Source organism: Lactiplantibacillus sp. YT640, assembly GCF_049745435.1.
GTDB classification, from domain to species: domain Bacteria; phylum Bacillota; class Bacilli; order Lactobacillales; family Lactobacillaceae; genus Lactiplantibacillus; species Lactiplantibacillus plantarum.
In genome coordinates this window covers 103,194-121,006 of record NZ_JBMNVY010000008.1, presented here as the reverse complement: position 1 = coordinate 121,006, position 17,813 = coordinate 103,194, and the positions used below count along the sequence as shown (strand labels likewise).

Sequence of the window (17,813 nt, the reverse complement as noted above, 5' to 3'; positions counted from 1 at the left end):
GAACCTTTTCTGCCCATAGAAAAACTCCTCCTTAGGTAGGCAAGCTTTGATTATTTGCTTGTCTACCCAAAGAGGAGTATATCCCGCATTAGTCGTAGCGGTGTTTTTGGTTTTATTAAGCTTCATAATCCGTCAAATCAGCCAAGAAGCGTTGAATCACCGCAAGTTCTGCTGGTGAGTAGTGTTCATGGAGGAGCGTGATTGCTTGATGATTGCGGGTTGCATGCATCTTATCATGATAGCGGGCCAGCTTACGACCACTCGGCGTTAAGCGGTAGAAGATCTTTTTGTGATCATCGGGTTGCTGGAATGAGCCAATTAAGCCCTGCGTTACGAGTCGTTTGGCTGCCCGGGTCACACCACCTCGAGTGACGCCGAGGTTAGTGGCTAAGTCGATGCCCGTTTGTGGACCGGCCTCTAGTTCAGATAATAAATGTAGGCCAACGATGGAAATATCCGGCAACAGGCAGCGTAGATTGGCTTCTGTGATATGCTGCTTTAACCATTTCTGTTCACCAGTAGTGGAAGCACGCTTGGTTCGAATCGTTTTGAGCTGCGTTAGAATTGTCTGTTCCGTGGATATTGACATCGATTGATCCCCCTTAGATAGTTGTGCGTCACGGCGACTGGTTCTCGTGGTGGTTAGCGCGCAATTATCAATTAATCATTAGCTTTTATTACTATTATTATACCGGTTTTAAAATTCACCGGCGAGTTTTTCTGCTGCTACCTGTGCGGCAGTGATGGCCTGTTCTCGCTGTTCTGGAAATTGGTCCAATCCTTCAATGAAGATGGTTCGGTAATCCTGAATCCCATACAGTTGCATCATGCCACGGAGGTAGGGGTCGCCTGCTTCAACCTGGTTGTGCTGATCAGGTTGGTGATAGTAGCCACCCGCAGCCTGAATGTGTAAGACGTGTTTGTCGGGTAATAAGCCGACCGGGCCGTTGACCGTGTACTTAAAAGTTTTACGGGCGACTGCGGTTAAGTCTAAGTATTGTTTGAGTTCGGCTGGAAGAAAGTGATTGTACATTGGATTAACGAAGACGATCTTGTCGGCTGCTAGAAATTCAGCTAGCCAGGCGGCGTGACGGCTAAGTAGTTCAGCTTCCACTGACGTTAGTTCTTCACCGTATTTTTGTTTACGCCAAGCTTCGAAGGTTGTGTCGTTCAAAGCGGGAACGCCGTCCTGATAAAGATCGCGTGTCGTAATCTCATCGTTCGGATGGGTTTGCTGATACGCAGTTTTAAAACTCGCTGCAACGGTCAGTGAGGCACTGGGGACGGTCGTGTGTGGATGAGCATTAATCATTAATAATTTTGTCATTTTAAACAGCCCCTTAATTTTGTTGACAAGCAACATTTTATCTTGAATATTGTTGCTTGTCAACAAATAAGATAAAAAATTCCCCACACATTAGAAAATGCGTGGGGAATTTAAAGGATGCACGATTAATTTTGATTAACCAATGCTACTAGCACTAGGTTGGAGCGACTTTACGGGTAAATACGGTGCAACATACGTGGAAACGGAATGGTTTCGCGAACGTGATCTTGCAAAGTGATCCAAGCCAGAAAACGTTCCAGACCCATACCGAAACCGGAGTGCGGCACCGAACCATATTTGCGTAAATCGAGATACCACTCGTAATCCTGCAAGTCTTGACCGCTGGCTAGTAACCGTTCCTTCAAGTAGTCATAATCTGTTGAGCGTTCGGAACCGCCGATGATTTCGCCGTAACCTTCAGGTGCTAACAGGTCAGCTGCAATGACGACATCATCGCGCGTCGGGTGTGCCTGCATGTAAAAGGCCTTGATTGCTTTGGGATAGTTTAAGACAAAGACTGGTTGGTCAAAGTGTTCTGCCAAAAATGTCTCTTCCGGTGAGCCAAAGTCGACACCCCAGTCGACGTCAAAGCCGTTCGCTTGGAGTAGTGTAATAGCATCGTCGTACGAAACTCGCGGAAATGGGAGCTTGGTGTACTTTTGCAACGTCGCAACATCGCGGTCCAAAACGGCCAGTTCGTGGGGGCAATGGTCAATCACGGCTTGAACGAGGTAGGCCACCAATTGTTCTTGGACTTCCAGACTTTCATCTTGATGCATCCAGGCCATTTCAGGTTCAAGTTGCCAGAATTCTGTTAAGTGGCGACGAGTCTTGGATTTTTCGGCCCGAAAAGTTGGTCCAAACGTGAAGATTTTGCCGAACGCCATTGCGCCAGCTTCACCGTATAACTGGCCGGATTGTGATAAATAGGCGTCCTGACCAAAGTAATCAGTTTTGAATAATTCAGTCGTCCCTTCAGGAGCGGAACCGGTCAAAATCGGCGCGTCAATCTTAATAAAACCGCGGTCATTGAAGAACTCATAAACGGCTCGAATGACCTCGTTGCGAATCCGCATAATTGCGTTGGGACGCGATGACCGTAGCCAAAGATGGCGATGATCCAACAGGAAATCAATACCATGGTCCTTGGGCGTGATCGGGTAGTCGTGACTAGTCCCAACCACTTCAAATTGTGAGATGGCAAGCTCGTAGCCAAAGGGGGAACGGGTATCTGCATGAATCGTGCCGGTGACCCAGAGGCTAGTTTCTTGCGCGAGGTCGGTCAGTTGTGCAAAAGCCGTTTCACCGAGCTCGTTTTTGAGAGCTACCCCTTGAAAAGTTGCAGTGCCATCGCGTAATTGAAGAAAGGCAATTTTGCCGCTAGAACGCTTATTACTGAGCCACACCCCAATTTTAACTTGTTCATTGACATGGTCAGCGGCGTTGATAATACTAATGGTTTCCATGATATTGATCACTCCTTCTTGTTGGATTTTAAATCAGATTAAAGTAAATGAATGTTATGTTCGGCACATTGGTCGATCATGGCTTGTGGCCACAAGGCAGCTTGTACTTCACCGACATGGGCTTTGCCAAGTAATAACATGCAGAGCCGTGATTGACCAATCCCGCCACCGATCGTGTAAGGGACGTCCGCGTTCAAGATCATTTGGTGGTATGGCAAGCTAAGCCGGTCTTCGGCGTCCACGTCTTTAAGTTGTTTCTTCATTGATTCAGCATCGACCCGGATTCCCATACTTGAGATTTCGATAGCTTGGTCTAATGGTTCATACCAGAAGAGGATATCGCCGTTCAATTTCCAGTCATCATAGTCGGGGGCGCGGCCATCATGACGTTCGCCGGAATCAAGCTTCCAGCCAATTTGCATTAAGAAGACACAGCCGAGTTTCTTGCAAATGGCGTTTTCGCGTTCGCGCGGCGTCATGTCAGGGTACATGTCTTCGAGCTCTTGTGTGGTTAAGAAGTGAATTTCGTCTGGTAAGTGGTGAACGGCTTGTGGGAACTTGTACCAAACTTCGTGTTCCATGTGCTTGATCACTTTAAAGATTTGACGTACCGTGGCTTTCAAAGTTTCAACGGTTCGTTCTTCCTTACTGATCACTTTTTCCCAATCCCATTGATCAACGTAGGCGGAGTGGTAATTGTCCAAATCTTCATCCTTACGAATAGCGTTCATGTTCGTGTAGAGACCTTCATGCATATCAAAACCGTAGCGCTTTAAAGCGACCCGTTTCCACTTAGCAAGTGAGTGAACGATTTCGATTTGTTCATCACCCATGTCTTGCATAGTGAAGGAGACAGGTTTTTCGACACCGTTTAAGTTATCGTTCAGACCAGTTTTCTTTTCAACGAACATCGGTGCTGAAAGCCGAGATAAGTTTAGTTGCTTCCCAAATTCATCTTGGAACGTTTCACGAATGTAACGAATGGCCTGTTGGGTTTCTTTAACGGATAATTTAGGATCGTAATCCTTTGGAATAATTAAATGCATATGCGTGGTCTCCTTTAAAATAAGTTCAGATTTTAGTTACAGGATAAAAGAAAAGAGCCTTCCATCCCTTGAATTATCAAGGGACGAAAGACTCTTTCGCGGTACCACCCAAGTTGTTTACCTTACAGTAAACCAGCTTTAAAATAGTGTACAAACATACACCACCGATGGTAACGTACCGGTTAACGGCTAATCCTACTTTAACGAGGTTATTTCAGTTAGCAACTAAGAAAGTGTTTTTCGGATTAGTCAAGTTCTGGTCGGGTTTCCACTCACTCCCGATTCACTGGCAGGTTGACTAATCGTACTCCTCTTTCCTCCGTTTTTTATCTTGTGACATTTATATTAGCACGATTCTGGTATTTGTAAACCACTAAATTAAAAATAAATTAGTTTAGTCTCATGAATTCACCATAAAAATCTTAGCTAAAACCGCAAGCTACCGGGCTTAATTAATCGTTCAAATTATAACGTAATTTCATTTTTTCAGAACCGGCAATGACCATATCGCCGAGTAATTTAGTTTGTAACTTCATCGCGGTATCGGCCAATTGTTGGTTAGCCGTTTCAAGATAGGCCGTGACGTCTTGGTGGTTAGCCAAGTCAGCGTCGGTATCATTCTCGATTTTACGGTAAGCACTCATGGCTTCGAGTTCGTAACTATTCCGCATATCCACGTAAAAGTCGTAGTCGGTGTCACCCAAAAGGGCGGTTGTACAGCTTAACCAGTACATGTGGTTGAGATTAAAGGTGCCGTCCGCATCTTTGTAGCTAGCTGGCGTGTCATTGACATTTGCATAGAATGGTACGACCGTGTTGAAGGTATTGGCACCAAAGGCTAACCAGTGAATACCGGCAACAGCAGCGGGGACGTTGTTGCGAATCTGTAAGATGTGCACATCGTGGTTACGGTTGATCCCGATTGGCCGGAAAAGGGTTTTGTCAGCTTCAGAGCCACTCCCGTAAACATCGTATTTCGTGTTTTCAAAGTGAGAACTCAAAACAAACTTGACGTCTTCGATAGAAATCTTACGGTTAGCATGGCAGATGAATGGTAAGTCTTGTTCCATTGGATCTTGCACAACGTCCGGCGTGAAGTATTTCTGACCGAACCAAGCCCGGGGGTTGTTGTAAACCGTATCTTTGATTGAAGCACTCCCAAAGATGTGCCGCAAGTTGACACGGTCAAAGTCAGGATTCAAGTGGTAATCTTCAATTAATTGTTCAAGGTCAGCTGAAGCTAAGGTATCATCAGCGTTAAAATCGAAATCGTCAATATTCATGCGGTTCGGAGCAACCACGTAAGCATCGTCAGGAATACGTTTAGCAGCCCAGTGGTGACCACCAATGGTTTCTAACCACCAGATTTCGTCTTGATCAGAAAAAGCGATACCGTTTGGTTCGTAAGTCCCGTATTGTTCAAGCAGGGCACCTAGACGAGTAACGCCTTCCTTGGCGCTGTGAATGTATGGTAATACTAGGGTGCAAAGGTCTTCTTCACCAATTCCGCCGGCAACGAAGGGATCGATTCCCAAGATACGCGAGTTCGTGGTGATGGTTTCGGTTGCGGACATGGCGATGTTCTCACTGTTGATCCCTGCTGCTGGCCAGGTCCCATTGGTCAAGATTGAGTTGGGAATTGAAGTATACCGTAAGGGATTGTCAGGTAAGTCGACTTCGACCTTACTAATGACGGACTGATAGTGCCGGGGTTGATCTGCGGGATTGACCACAACTAATCGTTCGGGGTCTAGGGCTTCGTGACCATCATCGTTTCGTGAAATAATGGTCGAGCCATCGATTGAGGCTTTTTTACCGACGAGAATCGTGGTACATGAACCTTTAATACGTTTTTCCATGATATTAAAACACTCCTTTTAAGCTATTAATATCATTATACGCTTTCTGAGCGGGTCGGGATAGAACGGGCTTTTTTGAGAATATAATTAATCCCGCTAATACTAAAACCGGTGACCGCCGCAATTTCACGGTAAGTCTTGCCACGTGCCCGTAACTGGTGAACTTGCGCGTGGCTGGCATGTTGTGGTGTGGGGCTAGGCGTCTGGATTGACGGAACCACCGCTGGCACCGTAGCTGGTAGTGCGATCGGTGCAGGCGGTGTAGTGATTACCGGCGTTTGGTGAGTTAGTTCAGCAAGCTTAACCATGACTAATTCAGTTGTCTGAACATCCCAAATGGCGTTATGCTGGTGTGGATTGCTGATATTAAAAAGTGCGGCTAAGCCATTTAATGGCAGATCATGGCTACCGACCTTATGGTTGCCACGATTGATCAAGGTATTCGTATAGGCTTGGGCATCAAAAATCGTGACCGGGCGACTGACTAGCTGCTGTTCGGTGGGGGTCAATTGCTGATAATACTGAGTTAGTAATAATCGAATGTGTTTCATGTCCTGTGTCTGATCCCAAAAAACGAGGGGGAGTTGTGGCTGGATAACTTGCTGGATGAATGCTTTTAGAATCGTCAAGGGGTCGCCTTGCGCCTCGTAAGCGACGGTCGTTAAGCCAGTTGCTGATAAACCGGCCAACTTTTTGTCAGGTAAAAAGTTAGGATCATCGAAGTAACGATTGAAAAAAGGCGCTGTCTGCGTATGATGGGAAAAACCGATGGCACTGAGCTGGAAGATACTAGCCCGTAATTCGGGTGATTCGATGACGTGCCAACTGACGGCTTTAGCGGAGCCATTACGACGAAAGCGAGTGCCGAACTCGCAGTCGATGATTACGTAAGCGGTCGGACATTCACTCAATTCCGTTGGTGAAGGTAGGATCGTGGGTTGGCTTAGTTCACCGGCCGGCTGCGCAGGGGGAAACTGGTATCCCAGCGTCGCCAGAAATTGAACGGTATCCTGCCCGAGCTGGTTATTGGTTACTTTAGCGACCTTCTTTTCAGTTAAGACAATTTCTTTACGCGCCACGAATAAAATATGATAGCGCTGCTGTTCATCACAGATAATTTCGGTCACGTTGCCGGCAAGGCTGTATTCTGAAGCGAGTGCTAATTGATGGTCCTTTTGAATACGGTAAACGGGATGGTTGACAAAGTATAGACAATTCAAGTTATTTGAGATCTTACGCTCAAGTAAGGTTAGGTTCGTTGGCATCATCGACAACAGCTCCTCTGATCTAAGTACTTATATTTTAGCGGCTTTGTACATTAGCTGGCTAGTGTTTGCACTGCAGATCGAACCATGAATTTGGTAATCACGAATTGGTGCCTGGTGTTATAGTGACCGTAGAGTGCTAGTTGTGCGTCAGGTTGGAGTTGGTAAAATAAAGTCAATGCATGCTTGACGATGATGCAGTTGATGGGCGTAGGCTCGGTCGCCTTTAATGGCGTGACTTGTAAGTACAACATAAAGGGGTCCAACTTTAATATCTTGCTTTTATTTAAATACTTAACGGTTAGATTTTCTGACTGCATGCTAATCACCTCAACACGAGTATACGAACATATGTTCTTAAATGCAAGCAAAATAACTGCGTTAACAAATTTATTTTAAGATGAGCGCTAGGTGCGCTGGACTGATTCGAAATAATTTATTAAAAATCGCAACGAATCAGGCAAGTCACGGGGAAAAAGCTACAAAAAATTGAGAACTCTTGGTATGATGAATAGTAGTGAATGAGAGGAGGCCGAGTCATGGATCGAGGACGACGCGCAACGCTGGAAGAACGAATTGCGATCGTAAAGTATACGCTGGACCATTGCAACGATTATCGAGAAGCCGCTAAGCATTTTAATGTTTCGTATCCACAAGTCTATACATGGGTACGAAAATATCGACAACACGGCATGGAAGGTTTGGTGGATCACCGTGGCCGACCCAAGCAAGGCTAAGTCAGCATTGTACATATAAACTGTGTGGGCGAGTGCCCTTTGATGGCCAATCTGACATGGTCGTTTAATCGATATCGGTCTCTTTAAAGTGTCCGTTCCTATAAAATCAATAGGGACGGGCACTTTTCGGTATTTTGATAGTTTTCGTGGCGCAAGTGCGACTTAACGTACCTAGTGATTACCGGGGCGCGTTCTTGTCATGGGCCGGTATTCTCGGTAGAATGAGAGTATTAATTCAAAGAGGGAGTTTACGTGTGATGATTGACTTAGCGGCGGCACAGCAAGTATTAAAGACCACGTTCGGATATGATGAATTCCGACCGGGGCAAAAAGCAGTGATTGAACAAGTGTTGGCCGGTGAAAACACCCTAGCGATTATGCCGACTGGGGGTGGTAAGTCATTATGTTACCAAATCCCAGCGTTACTTTTTCAGGGGCTGACCGTCGTTGTCTCACCATTAATTTCTTTAATGAAAGATCAGGTAGACGCGTTAAATGATAATGGCATCGCGGCGACTTTTATTAACAGTTCACTGGATTTCCAAGAGATTAACGAACGGCTTCAAGAACTACGGGCGGGGGATTATACCTTACTTTATGTGGCACCCGAGCGGTTAGATTCGGATTATTTTATTCAAGCGCTGGGCCGGTTGCCCATCCAACTGTTAGCAATTGATGAGGCCCACTGTATTTCACAGTGGGGGCACGATTTTCGTCCCAGTTATTTAGCGCTCAGCACGGCGATTGAACAATTGCCGACCCATCCGCAAGTTCTAGCTTTAACTGCGACGGCAACTGAGCAAGTTGCTGCGGATATTTGCGGCCGCTTAGCGATCGATCCACAACATGAAGTGAATACTGGTTTTGCCCGCGATAACTTGGATTTGACGGTGGTCAAGGACCAAGACACGGACCGTTACATTTTAGATTATTTGAAAGTTAATCATGGTGAAGCCGGGATTATTTACGCCAGCACCCGTAAAGAAGTGATGCGTCTGACGAGTTTGTTGCAAAAGCATGATATTAAGGCCACGCCGTACCACGCTGGGCTAGATGATGCGGTTCGGCGGCAAAACCAAGAGGATTTCTTGTACGACCGTGTTGACGTCATGGTGGCAACCAACGCGTTTGGAATGGGCATTGATAAGAGTAACGTGCGTTTTGTGATTCACGCGCAGGTCCCCGGAACTTTGGAAGCTTATTATCAGGAAGCCGGTCGGGCTGGCCGGGATGGGTTACCTAGTGAAGCGATTTTGATTTTTCGACCGGTTGATATTCAACTTCAGCACTTCTTTATTGATGAGTCGGAGATGGATACGGAGCACCGACACCTGGCGTATCAGAAGCTACAGGTGATGACACGGTATGCGAATACCCAGGGCTGTTTACAACAGTTTATCTTGAAATACTTTGGTGAAAAATCCGCGCCGTGTGGTCGGTGTAGTAATTGTACTGATCAGCGGGAATCACAGGATATCACCACGGCAGCTCAACAAGTCTTATCGTGCGTCGTTAGGCTTCATTCCCGGTTCGGTAAAGGGGTCGTGGCCCAGGTATTGACGGGCGCTAATAATCAACGGGTCCGCGAATCGAACCTCAATACGTTGTCGACGTACGGGTTGATGTCCGGGCAGCGACAGAAGAGTGTCGTGGAACTGATCGATTTTTTGACTGCGAGCGGTTATTTGCAGTCGGTGGGTGGTCAGTATCCAACGCTGACAGTCTCAGCGAGTGGAGTGGCCGTGCTTAAAGGAACGACCACGGTACACCGAAAGACGGCCCAAAAGGTGCAGCAGACGGTGCCAGAGAACAGTGCCCTCTTCGAACAGTTGCGGACACTTCGGCGCCAATTGGCGGAAGAACAGGGCGTACCACCATTTGTGATTTTTTCTGACCGGACGCTTCATTCGATGTGTGACCTGATGCCAGAAGACGACGCAGCTTTCTTAACGGTCAAAGGGGTCGGGGCCAGCAAACTTGAAAAGTATGGTGAAACCTTTATGGCGACGATTCGAGCGGCAGCTCATGCGGAATCAGCAACTAGCACCGATGAGGAAAACGATTAGATGGCTGATTGGTAAACTACGAGATGAAATGGAGTAACACGTATGGAATTTACTTGGCAACACCAGGGGCAACCAATGGCAATGAAACGATTCCTGACGACGCATGCCATCAGTATGCGAACAATCAAGGCAATCAAGCATGGCACCGGCGCGTTTCTTGTCAATAATCAAGTTCAAACGGGCGTTATTACCATTCATGATGGCGATATTGCGGGAATTCAACTACCAGACGAGGCACCGGATACAGCGGTAGCCGTCAGCGAACAACCAATTCAAATTGAGTATGAAGATGCTAATTGGCTCGTTCTTAATAAACCAGCCGGGTTAACCAGCGTGCCGGGGCCTAGTAATCGGACCGATACGTTGGTCAATCGAATCAAGGGTTATTTGATAGCCAGTCATGCCAGTAATCAACGACCGCACCTGATCACGCGGTTGGACCGGGATACGAGTGGCCTTGTGTTAGTTGCTAAACATCGGGTGGCGCAGGGGATGTTGACAGAGCCCCGAATTGCGGCGCAATTAGTGAAGACGTATCAAGCTTGGATTGAAGGGACCATTACGCCGGCTAGTGGCACAATTGATCGCCCGATTGGCCGGGTGGCTGACAGTCCTCGGCGAGTGGTCACCACGGCGGGCCAACGCGCCATTACGACGTATCAAGTGGAGGCGGACCAATTGCAGCATAACGTGAGTCGGTTACGGTTGGAACTTGTGACTGGACGGACGCATCAAATTCGGGTCCATCTAACGACGCTTGGGCACCCCTTATTAGGTGATGCGCTGTATGGCGGTAACTTGGCGTGGATTCAACGGCAAGCCTTACACGCCGCTAGTTTACAGTTCTTTGACCCCTTTTCGGAACAGACTTTACACTTTGAGGCGGCATTGCCAGCTGATCTGCAAGCCCTGAATCACGACTAAGTTCAGTTTAGGACCAGTGATAATCCGGATGAATGGTTAATAAAAATCGGCACTGCTAGAATGCGTTGAACATTCTGGCAGTGCCGATTTTTGGTTGGCAACCGTCTAAAATCAAGCTAACGTTTAGCGGGTAAGTTGCAGGCCTGCGTTATCCTGAAGGTTGCGGTGACTATTGAATGAGGCGCTAGTGCTTACGACTGACTAAGTGGCGCGTTATCAGCCGTTAGCGTCGCAAAAGTTGCCTGTAATTGCTGTAATGGTGCGGTTAACGTGAGAAAATAAATATGCTCGACTCCGTTACTGCGCATATCAATGACCCCAGCTTCACGCATTAAGCGTAGATGATGTGAAACGGCGGGGCGTGAAATATTGACCAAGGCGGTAATATCAGTAACGTTGAGACCATTATCACTGTTCCCCAGAGCAATGATAATCTGACGCCGAATTTTTTCGGCGAAGATATTAATTAGTGTGGCACTTTCAATAAGTGCCGTTTCGGATTGTTGAAAATTAGCCATGGTGACTGCGTCCTTTCAAATTCAATTTACACTTAAGGATTAACTCCCCCCATCGGCAGTACGCTGAATTAGTTGTTAAGTGTTGGTATGACAGCTCGATGTTCAAGTTCTGGTGAAATAGTTGCAGCCAAGAAAACTTTAAGTCTACAAGTTGTCAGTTAGACTAATTGTTATTGGAACGTTCGTACTTATGTATAATTAAAGCAAGTCGTTAATCGATTGTCAAACCTTTTTGTTAAAAGTAAGTACTATTAGCGGGTTTAACAATTGCTGTTCGTTTGATAACCATATTTTTATGTTGAAATGCGTTAAAATAAAAATAGCTTTTGAATGAATGATGGGAGTGGAAAATGTGAAAGTCTTAGGAATATTAGGTTCGCATCGCGCTGATGGCGTGACTGCCCAGCTACTGCAAGCCGTCTTAAAGGGGGCCGCGGCCAGCGCTGACACGGAACTAGTCAACCTCAACGATTATGAGTTGCGACCAGATCACGATAGTCAACCGAATGCTGACTTAGACGCGCTGGAAGCAAAATTAATGGCGGCGGATGTCTGGGTATTAGCTGCACCAACCTATTTGGGGAGCTTATCGGGGGTAATGAAAAACTTCTGTGACTGTTTTCGGGGGCGGATCGCACGGTTTAATTCCGTGGGTGAAGCAGTACCTGATCGCTTTAAGAACAAGCATTATGTGACGATCACGGATTGTTACGCGGGTGGTATTGAAAATTATTTGACCGGCGTGACTGACGCAACGTTTAAAACACTTGATAAATTTTTGACGATGGGTGGTCTCATCAAATTACGGGAGATTGTCGTAACTAAAACGTGGGGTATGCAAACCATCACAGCTGCTAAGCAAGCAGAATGTGAACGGGTCGGCGCGCGGGCTGCACATAAAAAGGAAAGGGATGACAGTACGGTGAAACGGTATATTCAATTATTCTTCATGATTGCGGTGATGGCACTACTAACCATGGGAATCGAAGCGGGGATTCAACAATTGATTCCGCTGAACAATTTTTGGGCCTACTACGGCGTCTTTGTCGTCGTCTTTTATGTTCTTTTAGCAATGATTTTACATTTCTTCACTGTTGTTAAACACCGGCGTCGTTAAGGGATACGGCATGTGCATTCAGCAACAACGGCATTAAAATTCAATTGATTAGCAAGCTGGGCTTGGCGTCTTAATCGCCGGAGGTCAGCTTGTTTTGCTATAATAAGAACAATTACGAAGTACCAGCGATTATTTCAGTGTCCACGCGTATAATTAATATGGTATCGTCGAATTAGAAAATGAGGACACTTGGTACTGGTTGCCAGGCGTATGAACCATAATTAAAACATGTTAAATTAGATGAATTTTTATTTGGCAGCATGCTGTGATTGGTTTCGGTTTTGGCGCATCCAAGCTGCCGGTTTTTGAATCTAACTTTGTCAAAAACTAATCATGGGTCATGCCCAAAAACGTATTATTGATTTCAAAATTAATTTTGTTAAATAAAGGCTGTCAATCAAGGTACGAGGAGGAATAGCATGCAAGTTTTTGGACAATTTATTGCAACAGTCGGTTGGCTAGGATTGGCACTAGTCGCCAGCGAACTAGGTGCGACGTTAATCCATTGGCTCGGTCAGTGGGTCGGATTTCGATTAATTGGTGCTCGAATTGTCCGGATTACCGGTTTTCGACTTCAATTAAGTCGGGTTCGTGGTCATTGGAAATTAGAACGACCGCTGACGCGTCATCCACATATCGTGGCAGCACCCCCGGCGGATGCCAAACGGTTCAATCACGCCATTTATTGTTTTGGCGGTGGCCTGTTCAACTTACTGACGGTCATGCTCAGTTTAATAACTCTGAATCAATTTAAGTTTAGTTTCGATTTATGGTTGTTTTCGTTCATTATTTGGATCTGGGTCAATACGTTGAAAGCCGCCCAATTATTACCAATGAACTTGCACGGTTATCCCACGGCGGGACAGGAATTTCGGCAGGCACGCGAATCAACGGCGGCGATGACCGCCGCGTATGTCACTGCGTGTGCTGCGGCCGTTAAGGTTCAGACCGGTAGTGTCCGTGACCTTGATGCGAGTATGATTGTTATGCCGCGCGATGGTGGCAATCGGAATTATTTAGTCGTCCGGCAAGCCTGGTTGATTCTGGAATGGGGACTTCAACATGGGCTGGACACCTCCGAACTGTTAGCGGGGTTGAGTCGCTTGGAGCCAAGTTTCAATACGTTGCCGCCAGCTGATTTGGCGAAGTATTTAGATGCGACATTGTACTGGAACTTGGTCACCAATCATCGTGACCCCCAGATCATAGCCTGGTATCAAGATGATGGTGTTCAACAGTTATTACGTCGTTACCAACCTTTGGCTCATTATAAGTTAACTGCCGTTTATGAATGGCGGGTCCATCAGCAACCTGAACAGGCCCTGGCATTGATTGAAAAGGGACTAAAAATTGCTCAGCGCCTCCACGATGAGGAAGAAATTGCTTGGCTGAAAGCTTTACGCGTTCAAGTAACGGCCTAGATTACCGTAGAACCTTAGATTCTGTTAAAGATTGCCAGAATCGAAGTTTGTATTGGAAAATGGGTGGTAAACTGGTGACCATTGAAGTGAAAAAAGGTGAAAATGTGAAACAGCGAATCAAGCAACGGTGGGGGTTGTGGTTAACACTGCTGGTGATTATTTTAGGACTAATCGGGGTTGGATTGACCCGAGTTAATGCGGGACTTTATCAGCAGACAGTTGCACAAGTGACCCACGTGCAGACTAAGAGTCGAAGCACGACGACGGATGAATTTGAGAATAAGGATGCGACAGTGACACAGTTGGTAACGGTCCGGGTGCTCAATAAGGCACATCGTGGTCGAACTTACCAGATCAAGAATACGTATACGCGCTCAGGCGCAATGGATCAGCCGTATCACGTCCGTAATCAAGTCTTCTTACGGATTCCTAGCGATCATAGTAGTGCAGTGACGATTCAGGGGTTAAAACGAGATACCGCATTGGCGTTTGTCGCGTGGTTAGCCCTAGCACTGCTCTTGTTAATTATGCGTTTCAGCGGTCTGATGGCCTTTTTGAGTGTCGCACTCAATGCTGTACTATTTTATGCCGCCATTCAGATCGATTTAGCTACTAATGGTGGTCACATTTACCTGCTCTTTGGCGTATTGGCCGTAATCTTCGCCGTGCTCACACTGTTGCTAGTTCTCGGTTTTAGTCGTCAAATGTTAGTAACATTGGGCGCGACTGTGGTTGGCACGGGACTGGCTGTCATTATTAGTCTGATCGTCTTTGCGGTGACCCATGAGCGTGGTGTGACTTATGAATCGATGCAGTACGTGACGCAGGTTCCCCGACCGTTATTTTTAGTCGAAACAGTCCTCGGTTCACTCGGAGCAGTCATGGATGAATCAACAGATATTGTTGCTTCATTGTTTCAATTGAAAACGGAGCGCCCGGACATTGCACCACGACAAGTATTTAAGTCGGGTATTCAAATTGGCCGGTCTATTATGGGACCCTTGATCAACGTGCTATTTTTGATTTTCATGGCGGATACTTTCGCGATGACTTTGCTCTATTTCCGTAACGGCAATAGCTGGGGTTACACTTTTACAATGAATATGTCGTTGGGGATGGTCCAAAGTTTGATTTCTGGTATCGGTATCGTTTTAGCGATTCCAGTAGACAGTTGGTTAGCCAGTCGATTGATGCCTAAGGCGGTGATGGCATGAACACGATTACCGTTTTAGGATTGATCTTACTAGGATTGATGACATTAATTGGTGGTAAGACTGGAGCGACGGCCTTTTTGAGTTTGTTATTTAACTTTGGATTGTTGTTTTTAGCCGTTGTTTTGATTTCATGGGGCTTTCCAGCAATGGGGGTGTCGTTGGTCATTGGGACAATCATCTTGGCCTTCACGATTTTCTTTGGGGAGGACAACGAAGTGGCGGCCAAGCCAGCTTATATTGCAGCATTGATTGTTATGGTCATTTTAGTGCTGATTATTTTTCCCGTTGAAAATTGGATCATGGCGCAGGGCTTTAGTTTAGAAGATAGTGAAGATCTGGAAGGTATGTCGTTAGCCATTGGGGTCTCCTTTATTGGCGTAGCAGTAACTGAAGCAATTTTAAGTACACTAGGGGCCATTGCGGAAGCTGCTATTGCGATTGCGGCTGGTCTGAGTGAAATTCTGGCGCAGCATCCGCAGTTGCCAACTAAGCGACTCTATATCGATGGTATCAGTATTGGTAAGCAGATTATCGGGACGACTTTTAATACCTTGTTTTTCGGCTTTTTTGGTGGCTTCTTGGCGCTATTTATCTGGTTTGCGGGCTTACATTATTCCTTCGGGAGTGTTATCAATAATAAAATATTTGTTGCGGAAGTATTAATGGTATTATTCTCGTTAATTGGCGTTATCCTGGTAGTTCCCGTCACGACGTGGGTGATGACGATTCAACATCGGCAACAAATTAAGCACAACGATTGACGATGACCGCGGGATTTGCTACGGTTGAGAAAACAGTTGGGAGCGTTGTGATGATGGAAATTCGAACGGCACAACCGCAAGATAGTGCTCAAATTGCACCATTGATTGCGATGATTTACCGTGATATGGAAATGCCAGTCTTAAAAAATGTTAGCGAGGCCGACCTATTGGCAATGTTGACTGAGTTGTATCAGCGACCGGCCAATTTAGATGGGTTAGCGCAGACTTTTGTGGCGGTCATGGATCACAAAATCGTCGGTGTCGCGTTTGGGCACTTAGCGAAGAATGAAGTCGCTGTAAACGATTTGTTGCGGACGACTTCAGGTCATCATGCGGGGTTTGAGGCACCACTGGAATTAGGTGGTGAGACCCGGCCGAATGAGTGGTATTTAAGCATGTTGGCAGTTGATCCGCAAGCTCAGGGTCACGGAGTTGGTAGTGCCTTACTAGAAGTATTACCAGGACTCGTTGGTCAACTGGGGGCCACGAAACTGAGTTTAAACGTTGATGATGGCAATCCCCGGGCAGCTAAGTTATACCACCGGCATGGTTTTGTCCCGGATGGTCAGCTCATGATTGGCACACATCCGTACCAGCACTTGGTTAAGCCTTTATCATAATAACTGAAATATCGTGGTGTGTTTCTTAGACCACGGTATTTTTTTACGTCATTATGGCACTGAAGACTTTTCTATTGAGCATGACACAGTTAGAATTAAACTATTGAACGGATTAGGAAGGTGAACGTGCCATGCAGATTTATTTCATTCGTCACGGTCGAACACAATATAACTTAGAACACCGATTTCAAGGTGGACGAGCAGATTCCCCGCTGGTTGCTAGCGGAATCGATGGGGCAAAAGCCGCTGGTGATTACTTAAGCACCACCCAATTTTCAGCAGTATATAGCAGTCCGCAGCAACGAGCGCTGGATACGGCGAAATACATTGTGGCTGCCAATCAGTGGCAACCGCCGATTCAAATCGACGATGGCTTGCGTGAGTTTGATTTTGGTGATTGGGACGGCAAACAGGAAGCGGAAGTACAGCCGCAGTCCTACGCCCAAGTTATTTTTACTAAACCCGCCGAATACCGACCGGAACTAGCTGGCGGTGGCGAAAGTTATGCGGATTTTGTCACCCGAACGACTTCGACGCTACATCGTTTGATTGATCAAGTTGGGGTAGCTAGCACGCAACCACTATTAATCGTATCGCACGGCCTGGTGACGACGATGACTGTCAAGGCGTTAATGGGTGTCCCCGTAGCAGAATTACGAGCACCTTTTGTGGTCGATGGGCAAGTTATGAAGACAGTCGGCCACGGAATCGTGGATAATGATAGCCTGACAGTGTTATCGACGACGGATAATCAGCATTTTGAACTGACGACTTGGAATGAAACCGGGTACTTGAAGTAAATGGCTGAGCCAAGTACAACGCCTTACTTTAGCTGTTAACTTGACTCTGATCGATAAAATTTTAAGTAGTTAGTAAAGGGACGCTTCTGGCATGGTTTGTCAGGAGCGTCCCTTTGAAATTAACGGTTGATTCAAGTTATTTGTCTGTGTTCCGGTTCAAAACTGTTGTTAATATGATTTATAGTGAGCGCTCGCACGTGATAGTGCTTTACCACAGCCCACTAAAAATACTAGCTGCCGCCACGCCCCAATAATATTCGGAGGTGCGGGCGGTTTGGGTGTAGAGTGTGTTAATTGCTTGGAGTGGTTGGTGCATGTGATCACGCATGACGCGCATTGCCATGCCGTTAACTTTAGTGGCAATTAATAAATAGTTACCGTTCTTGTCAAGTTCCATAGCATAGCGAAGTAAGTCAGCACGAACTTGTGCGTCTTGTTTAACTTCAGGATCATTATAGGCAACGTCGATTTGTTGCATCAAACGCTTGGTTTTATCATTTTTGTTCACGTTAATCCCCCCATGCCAAGAGTATAGCACAAGTCTCAGACTTAAATGTTAGCTTAACGCGAAACCGCCCGCATTTCGGATAGTAAAATGCGGGGCGGTTTTTATCAGTCCGCTTGTTTTTTACATGTGATTTCTGCAACGTGATACTGGTGATTTTTGATATG

18 protein-coding genes and 1 other annotated feature are annotated in these 17,813 nt (G+C 46.3%); of the genes, 9 read left to right on the top strand and 9 right to left on the bottom strand.

Annotated elements, in window-relative coordinates; translation table 11 throughout:
- Nucleotides 1-115 precede the first annotated feature (115 nt).
- The 7 genes from ACOV1R_RS07910 to ACOV1R_RS07880 form a co-directional block, all read right to left on the bottom strand.
- Complete coding sequence (locus tag ACOV1R_RS07910; protein ID WP_021357441.1) at nt 116-589, bottom strand: MarR family winged helix-turn-helix transcriptional regulator; 474 nt, start codon at nt 587-589, stop codon at nt 116-118.
- Nucleotides 590-697: 108 nt separating this feature from the next.
- Nucleotides 698-1,327 (bottom strand): NAD(P)H-dependent oxidoreductase, encoded by a 630-nt coding sequence (locus ACOV1R_RS07905; RefSeq protein WP_003644060.1) that lies wholly within the window; start codon nt 1,325-1,327, stop codon nt 698-700.
- Nucleotides 1,328-1,497: 170 nt separating this feature from the next.
- Nucleotides 1,498-2,793, bottom strand: a complete 1,296-nt coding sequence (gene asnS, locus ACOV1R_RS07900; protein ID WP_003645743.1) for an asparagine--tRNA ligase — start codon at nt 2,791-2,793, stop codon at nt 1,498-1,500.
- Nucleotides 2,794-2,831: 38 nt separating this feature from the next.
- Entirely contained in the window at nt 2,832-3,839 is a 1,008-nt protein-coding gene (gene asnA, locus ACOV1R_RS07895) for an aspartate--ammonia ligase (RefSeq protein WP_003641196.1), read from the bottom strand.
- A gap of 76 nt (nt 3,840-3,915) precedes the next feature.
- Nucleotides 3,916-4,168 (bottom strand) — a binding site (T-box leader).
- 123 nt (nt 4,169-4,291) lie between these two features.
- A complete protein-coding gene (locus ACOV1R_RS07890; protein ID WP_003641197.1) occupies nt 4,292-5,698 on the bottom strand; it encodes a C69 family dipeptidase in 1,407 nt (468 codons plus the stop codon).
- A gap of 35 nt (nt 5,699-5,733) precedes the next feature.
- A complete protein-coding gene (locus ACOV1R_RS07885) occupies nt 5,734-6,966 on the bottom strand; it encodes a hypothetical protein (protein WP_003645742.1) in 1,233 nt (410 codons plus the stop codon).
- A gap of 50 nt (nt 6,967-7,016) precedes the next feature.
- Nucleotides 7,017-7,283: a hypothetical protein gene (locus tag ACOV1R_RS07880; protein ID WP_003644064.1), complete on the bottom strand. Its 267-nt coding sequence runs from the start codon at nt 7,281-7,283 to the stop codon at nt 7,017-7,019.
- Nucleotides 7,284-7,502: 219 nt separating this feature from the next.
- Between ACOV1R_RS07880 and ACOV1R_RS07875 the strand changes: the two genes are divergently transcribed.
- The 3 genes from ACOV1R_RS07875 (at nt 7,503) to ACOV1R_RS07865 (ending at nt 10,690) form a co-directional block, all read left to right on the top strand.
- The gene (locus ACOV1R_RS07875) at nt 7,503-7,700 is read left to right on the top strand and encodes a helix-turn-helix domain-containing protein (RefSeq protein ID WP_003641200.1); all 198 of its coding nucleotides are present in this window, start codon (nt 7,503-7,505) and stop codon (nt 7,698-7,700) included.
- 257 nt (nt 7,701-7,957) lie between these two features.
- Nucleotides 7,958-9,766, top strand: a complete 1,809-nt coding sequence (gene recQ / locus ACOV1R_RS07870) for a DNA helicase RecQ (RefSeq protein ID WP_053267245.1) — start codon at nt 7,958-7,960, stop codon at nt 9,764-9,766.
- Nucleotides 9,767-9,808: 42 nt separating this feature from the next.
- Nucleotides 9,809-10,690, top strand: a complete 882-nt coding sequence (locus ACOV1R_RS07865; RefSeq protein WP_003645740.1) for an RluA family pseudouridine synthase — start codon at nt 9,809-9,811, stop codon at nt 10,688-10,690.
- A 191-nt stretch (nt 10,691-10,881) separates the two neighbouring features.
- Here the strand turns inward: ACOV1R_RS07865 and ACOV1R_RS07860 are convergent, their stop codons facing one another.
- Nucleotides 10,882-11,208 (bottom strand): ArsR/SmtB family transcription factor, encoded by a 327-nt coding sequence (locus tag ACOV1R_RS07860; protein WP_003641203.1) that lies wholly within the window; start codon nt 11,206-11,208, stop codon nt 10,882-10,884.
- Nucleotides 11,209-11,542: 334 nt separating this feature from the next.
- Between ACOV1R_RS07860 and ACOV1R_RS07855 the strand changes: the two genes are divergently transcribed.
- The 6 genes from ACOV1R_RS07855 to ACOV1R_RS07830 all read left to right on the top strand — a co-directional run bounded on the left by ACOV1R_RS07855 (nt 11,543) and on the right by ACOV1R_RS07830 (nt 17,141).
- On the top strand, nt 11,543-12,325 hold the full coding sequence (locus ACOV1R_RS07855; protein ID WP_003641204.1) for a flavodoxin family protein: 783 nt from the start codon (nt 11,543-11,545) through the stop codon (nt 12,323-12,325).
- A 419-nt stretch (nt 12,326-12,744) separates the two neighbouring features.
- Entirely contained in the window at nt 12,745-13,746 is a 1,002-nt protein-coding gene (locus ACOV1R_RS07850) for a hypothetical protein (protein ID WP_053267244.1), read from the top strand.
- On the top strand, nt 13,710-14,960 hold the full coding sequence (locus ACOV1R_RS07845) for a YibE/F family protein (RefSeq protein ID WP_128485064.1): 1,251 nt from the start codon (nt 13,710-13,712) through the stop codon (nt 14,958-14,960). The genes ACOV1R_RS07850 and ACOV1R_RS07845 overlap by 37 nt, the downstream gene beginning before the upstream one ends.
- The gene (locus ACOV1R_RS07840) at nt 14,957-15,721 is read left to right on the top strand and encodes a YibE/F family protein (protein WP_003641207.1); all 765 of its coding nucleotides are present in this window, start codon (nt 14,957-14,959) and stop codon (nt 15,719-15,721) included. Before ACOV1R_RS07845 ends, ACOV1R_RS07840 begins: the two co-directional genes overlap by 4 nt.
- 50 nt (nt 15,722-15,771) lie before the next feature.
- A complete protein-coding gene (locus ACOV1R_RS07835; protein ID WP_031263376.1) occupies nt 15,772-16,341 on the top strand; it encodes a GNAT family N-acetyltransferase in 570 nt (189 codons plus the stop codon).
- 131 nt (nt 16,342-16,472) lie between these two features.
- Nucleotides 16,473-17,141, top strand: coding sequence for a histidine phosphatase family protein (locus ACOV1R_RS07830; protein WP_003644074.1), 669 nt, complete (start codon nt 16,473-16,475; stop codon nt 17,139-17,141).
- A 208-nt stretch (nt 17,142-17,349) separates the two neighbouring features.
- Here the strand turns inward: ACOV1R_RS07830 and ACOV1R_RS07825 are convergent, their stop codons facing one another.
- Nucleotides 17,350-17,679, bottom strand: coding sequence for a bacteriocin immunity protein (locus ACOV1R_RS07825; RefSeq protein WP_021357097.1), 330 nt, complete (start codon nt 17,677-17,679; stop codon nt 17,350-17,352).
- Nucleotides 17,680-17,813 lie beyond the last annotated feature (134 nt).

Coding starts and splice junctions, on each gene's coding strand:
- ACOV1R_RS07910 (WP_021357441.1), bottom strand. CDS start 589: ATGTCAATATCCACGGAACAGACAATTCTAACGCAGCTCAAAACGATT.
- ACOV1R_RS07905 (WP_003644060.1), bottom strand. CDS start 1,327: ATGACAAAATTATTAATGATTAATGCTCATCCACACACGACCGTCCCC.
- asnS (WP_003645743.1), bottom strand. CDS start 2,793: ATGGAAACCATTAGTATTATCAACGCCGCTGACCATGTCAATGAACAA.
- asnA (WP_003641196.1), bottom strand. CDS start 3,839: ATGCATTTAATTATTCCAAAGGATTACGATCCTAAATTATCCGTTAAA.
- ACOV1R_RS07890 (WP_003641197.1), bottom strand. CDS start 5,698: ATGGAAAAACGTATTAAAGGTTCATGTACCACGATTCTCGTCGGTAAA.
- ACOV1R_RS07885 (WP_003645742.1), bottom strand. CDS start 6,966: ATGATGCCAACGAACCTAACCTTACTTGAGCGTAAGATCTCAAATAAC.
- ACOV1R_RS07880 (WP_003644064.1), bottom strand. CDS start 7,283: ATGCAGTCAGAAAATCTAACCGTTAAGTATTTAAATAAAAGCAAGATA.
- ACOV1R_RS07875 (WP_003641200.1), top strand. CDS start 7,503: ATGGATCGAGGACGACGCGCAACGCTGGAAGAACGAATTGCGATCGTA.
- recQ (WP_053267245.1), top strand. CDS start 7,958: ATGATTGACTTAGCGGCGGCACAGCAAGTATTAAAGACCACGTTCGGA.
- ACOV1R_RS07865 (WP_003645740.1), top strand. CDS start 9,809: ATGGAATTTACTTGGCAACACCAGGGGCAACCAATGGCAATGAAACGA.
- ACOV1R_RS07860 (WP_003641203.1), bottom strand. CDS start 11,208: ATGGCTAATTTTCAACAATCCGAAACGGCACTTATTGAAAGTGCCACA.
- ACOV1R_RS07855 (WP_003641204.1), top strand. CDS start 11,543: ATGATGGGAGTGGAAAATGTGAAAGTCTTAGGAATATTAGGTTCGCAT.
- ACOV1R_RS07850 (WP_053267244.1), top strand. CDS start 12,745: ATGCAAGTTTTTGGACAATTTATTGCAACAGTCGGTTGGCTAGGATTG.
- ACOV1R_RS07840 (WP_003641207.1), top strand. CDS start 14,957: ATGAACACGATTACCGTTTTAGGATTGATCTTACTAGGATTGATGACA.
- ACOV1R_RS07835 (WP_031263376.1), top strand. CDS start 15,772: ATGATGGAAATTCGAACGGCACAACCGCAAGATAGTGCTCAAATTGCA.
- ACOV1R_RS07830 (WP_003644074.1), top strand. CDS start 16,473: ATGCAGATTTATTTCATTCGTCACGGTCGAACACAATATAACTTAGAA.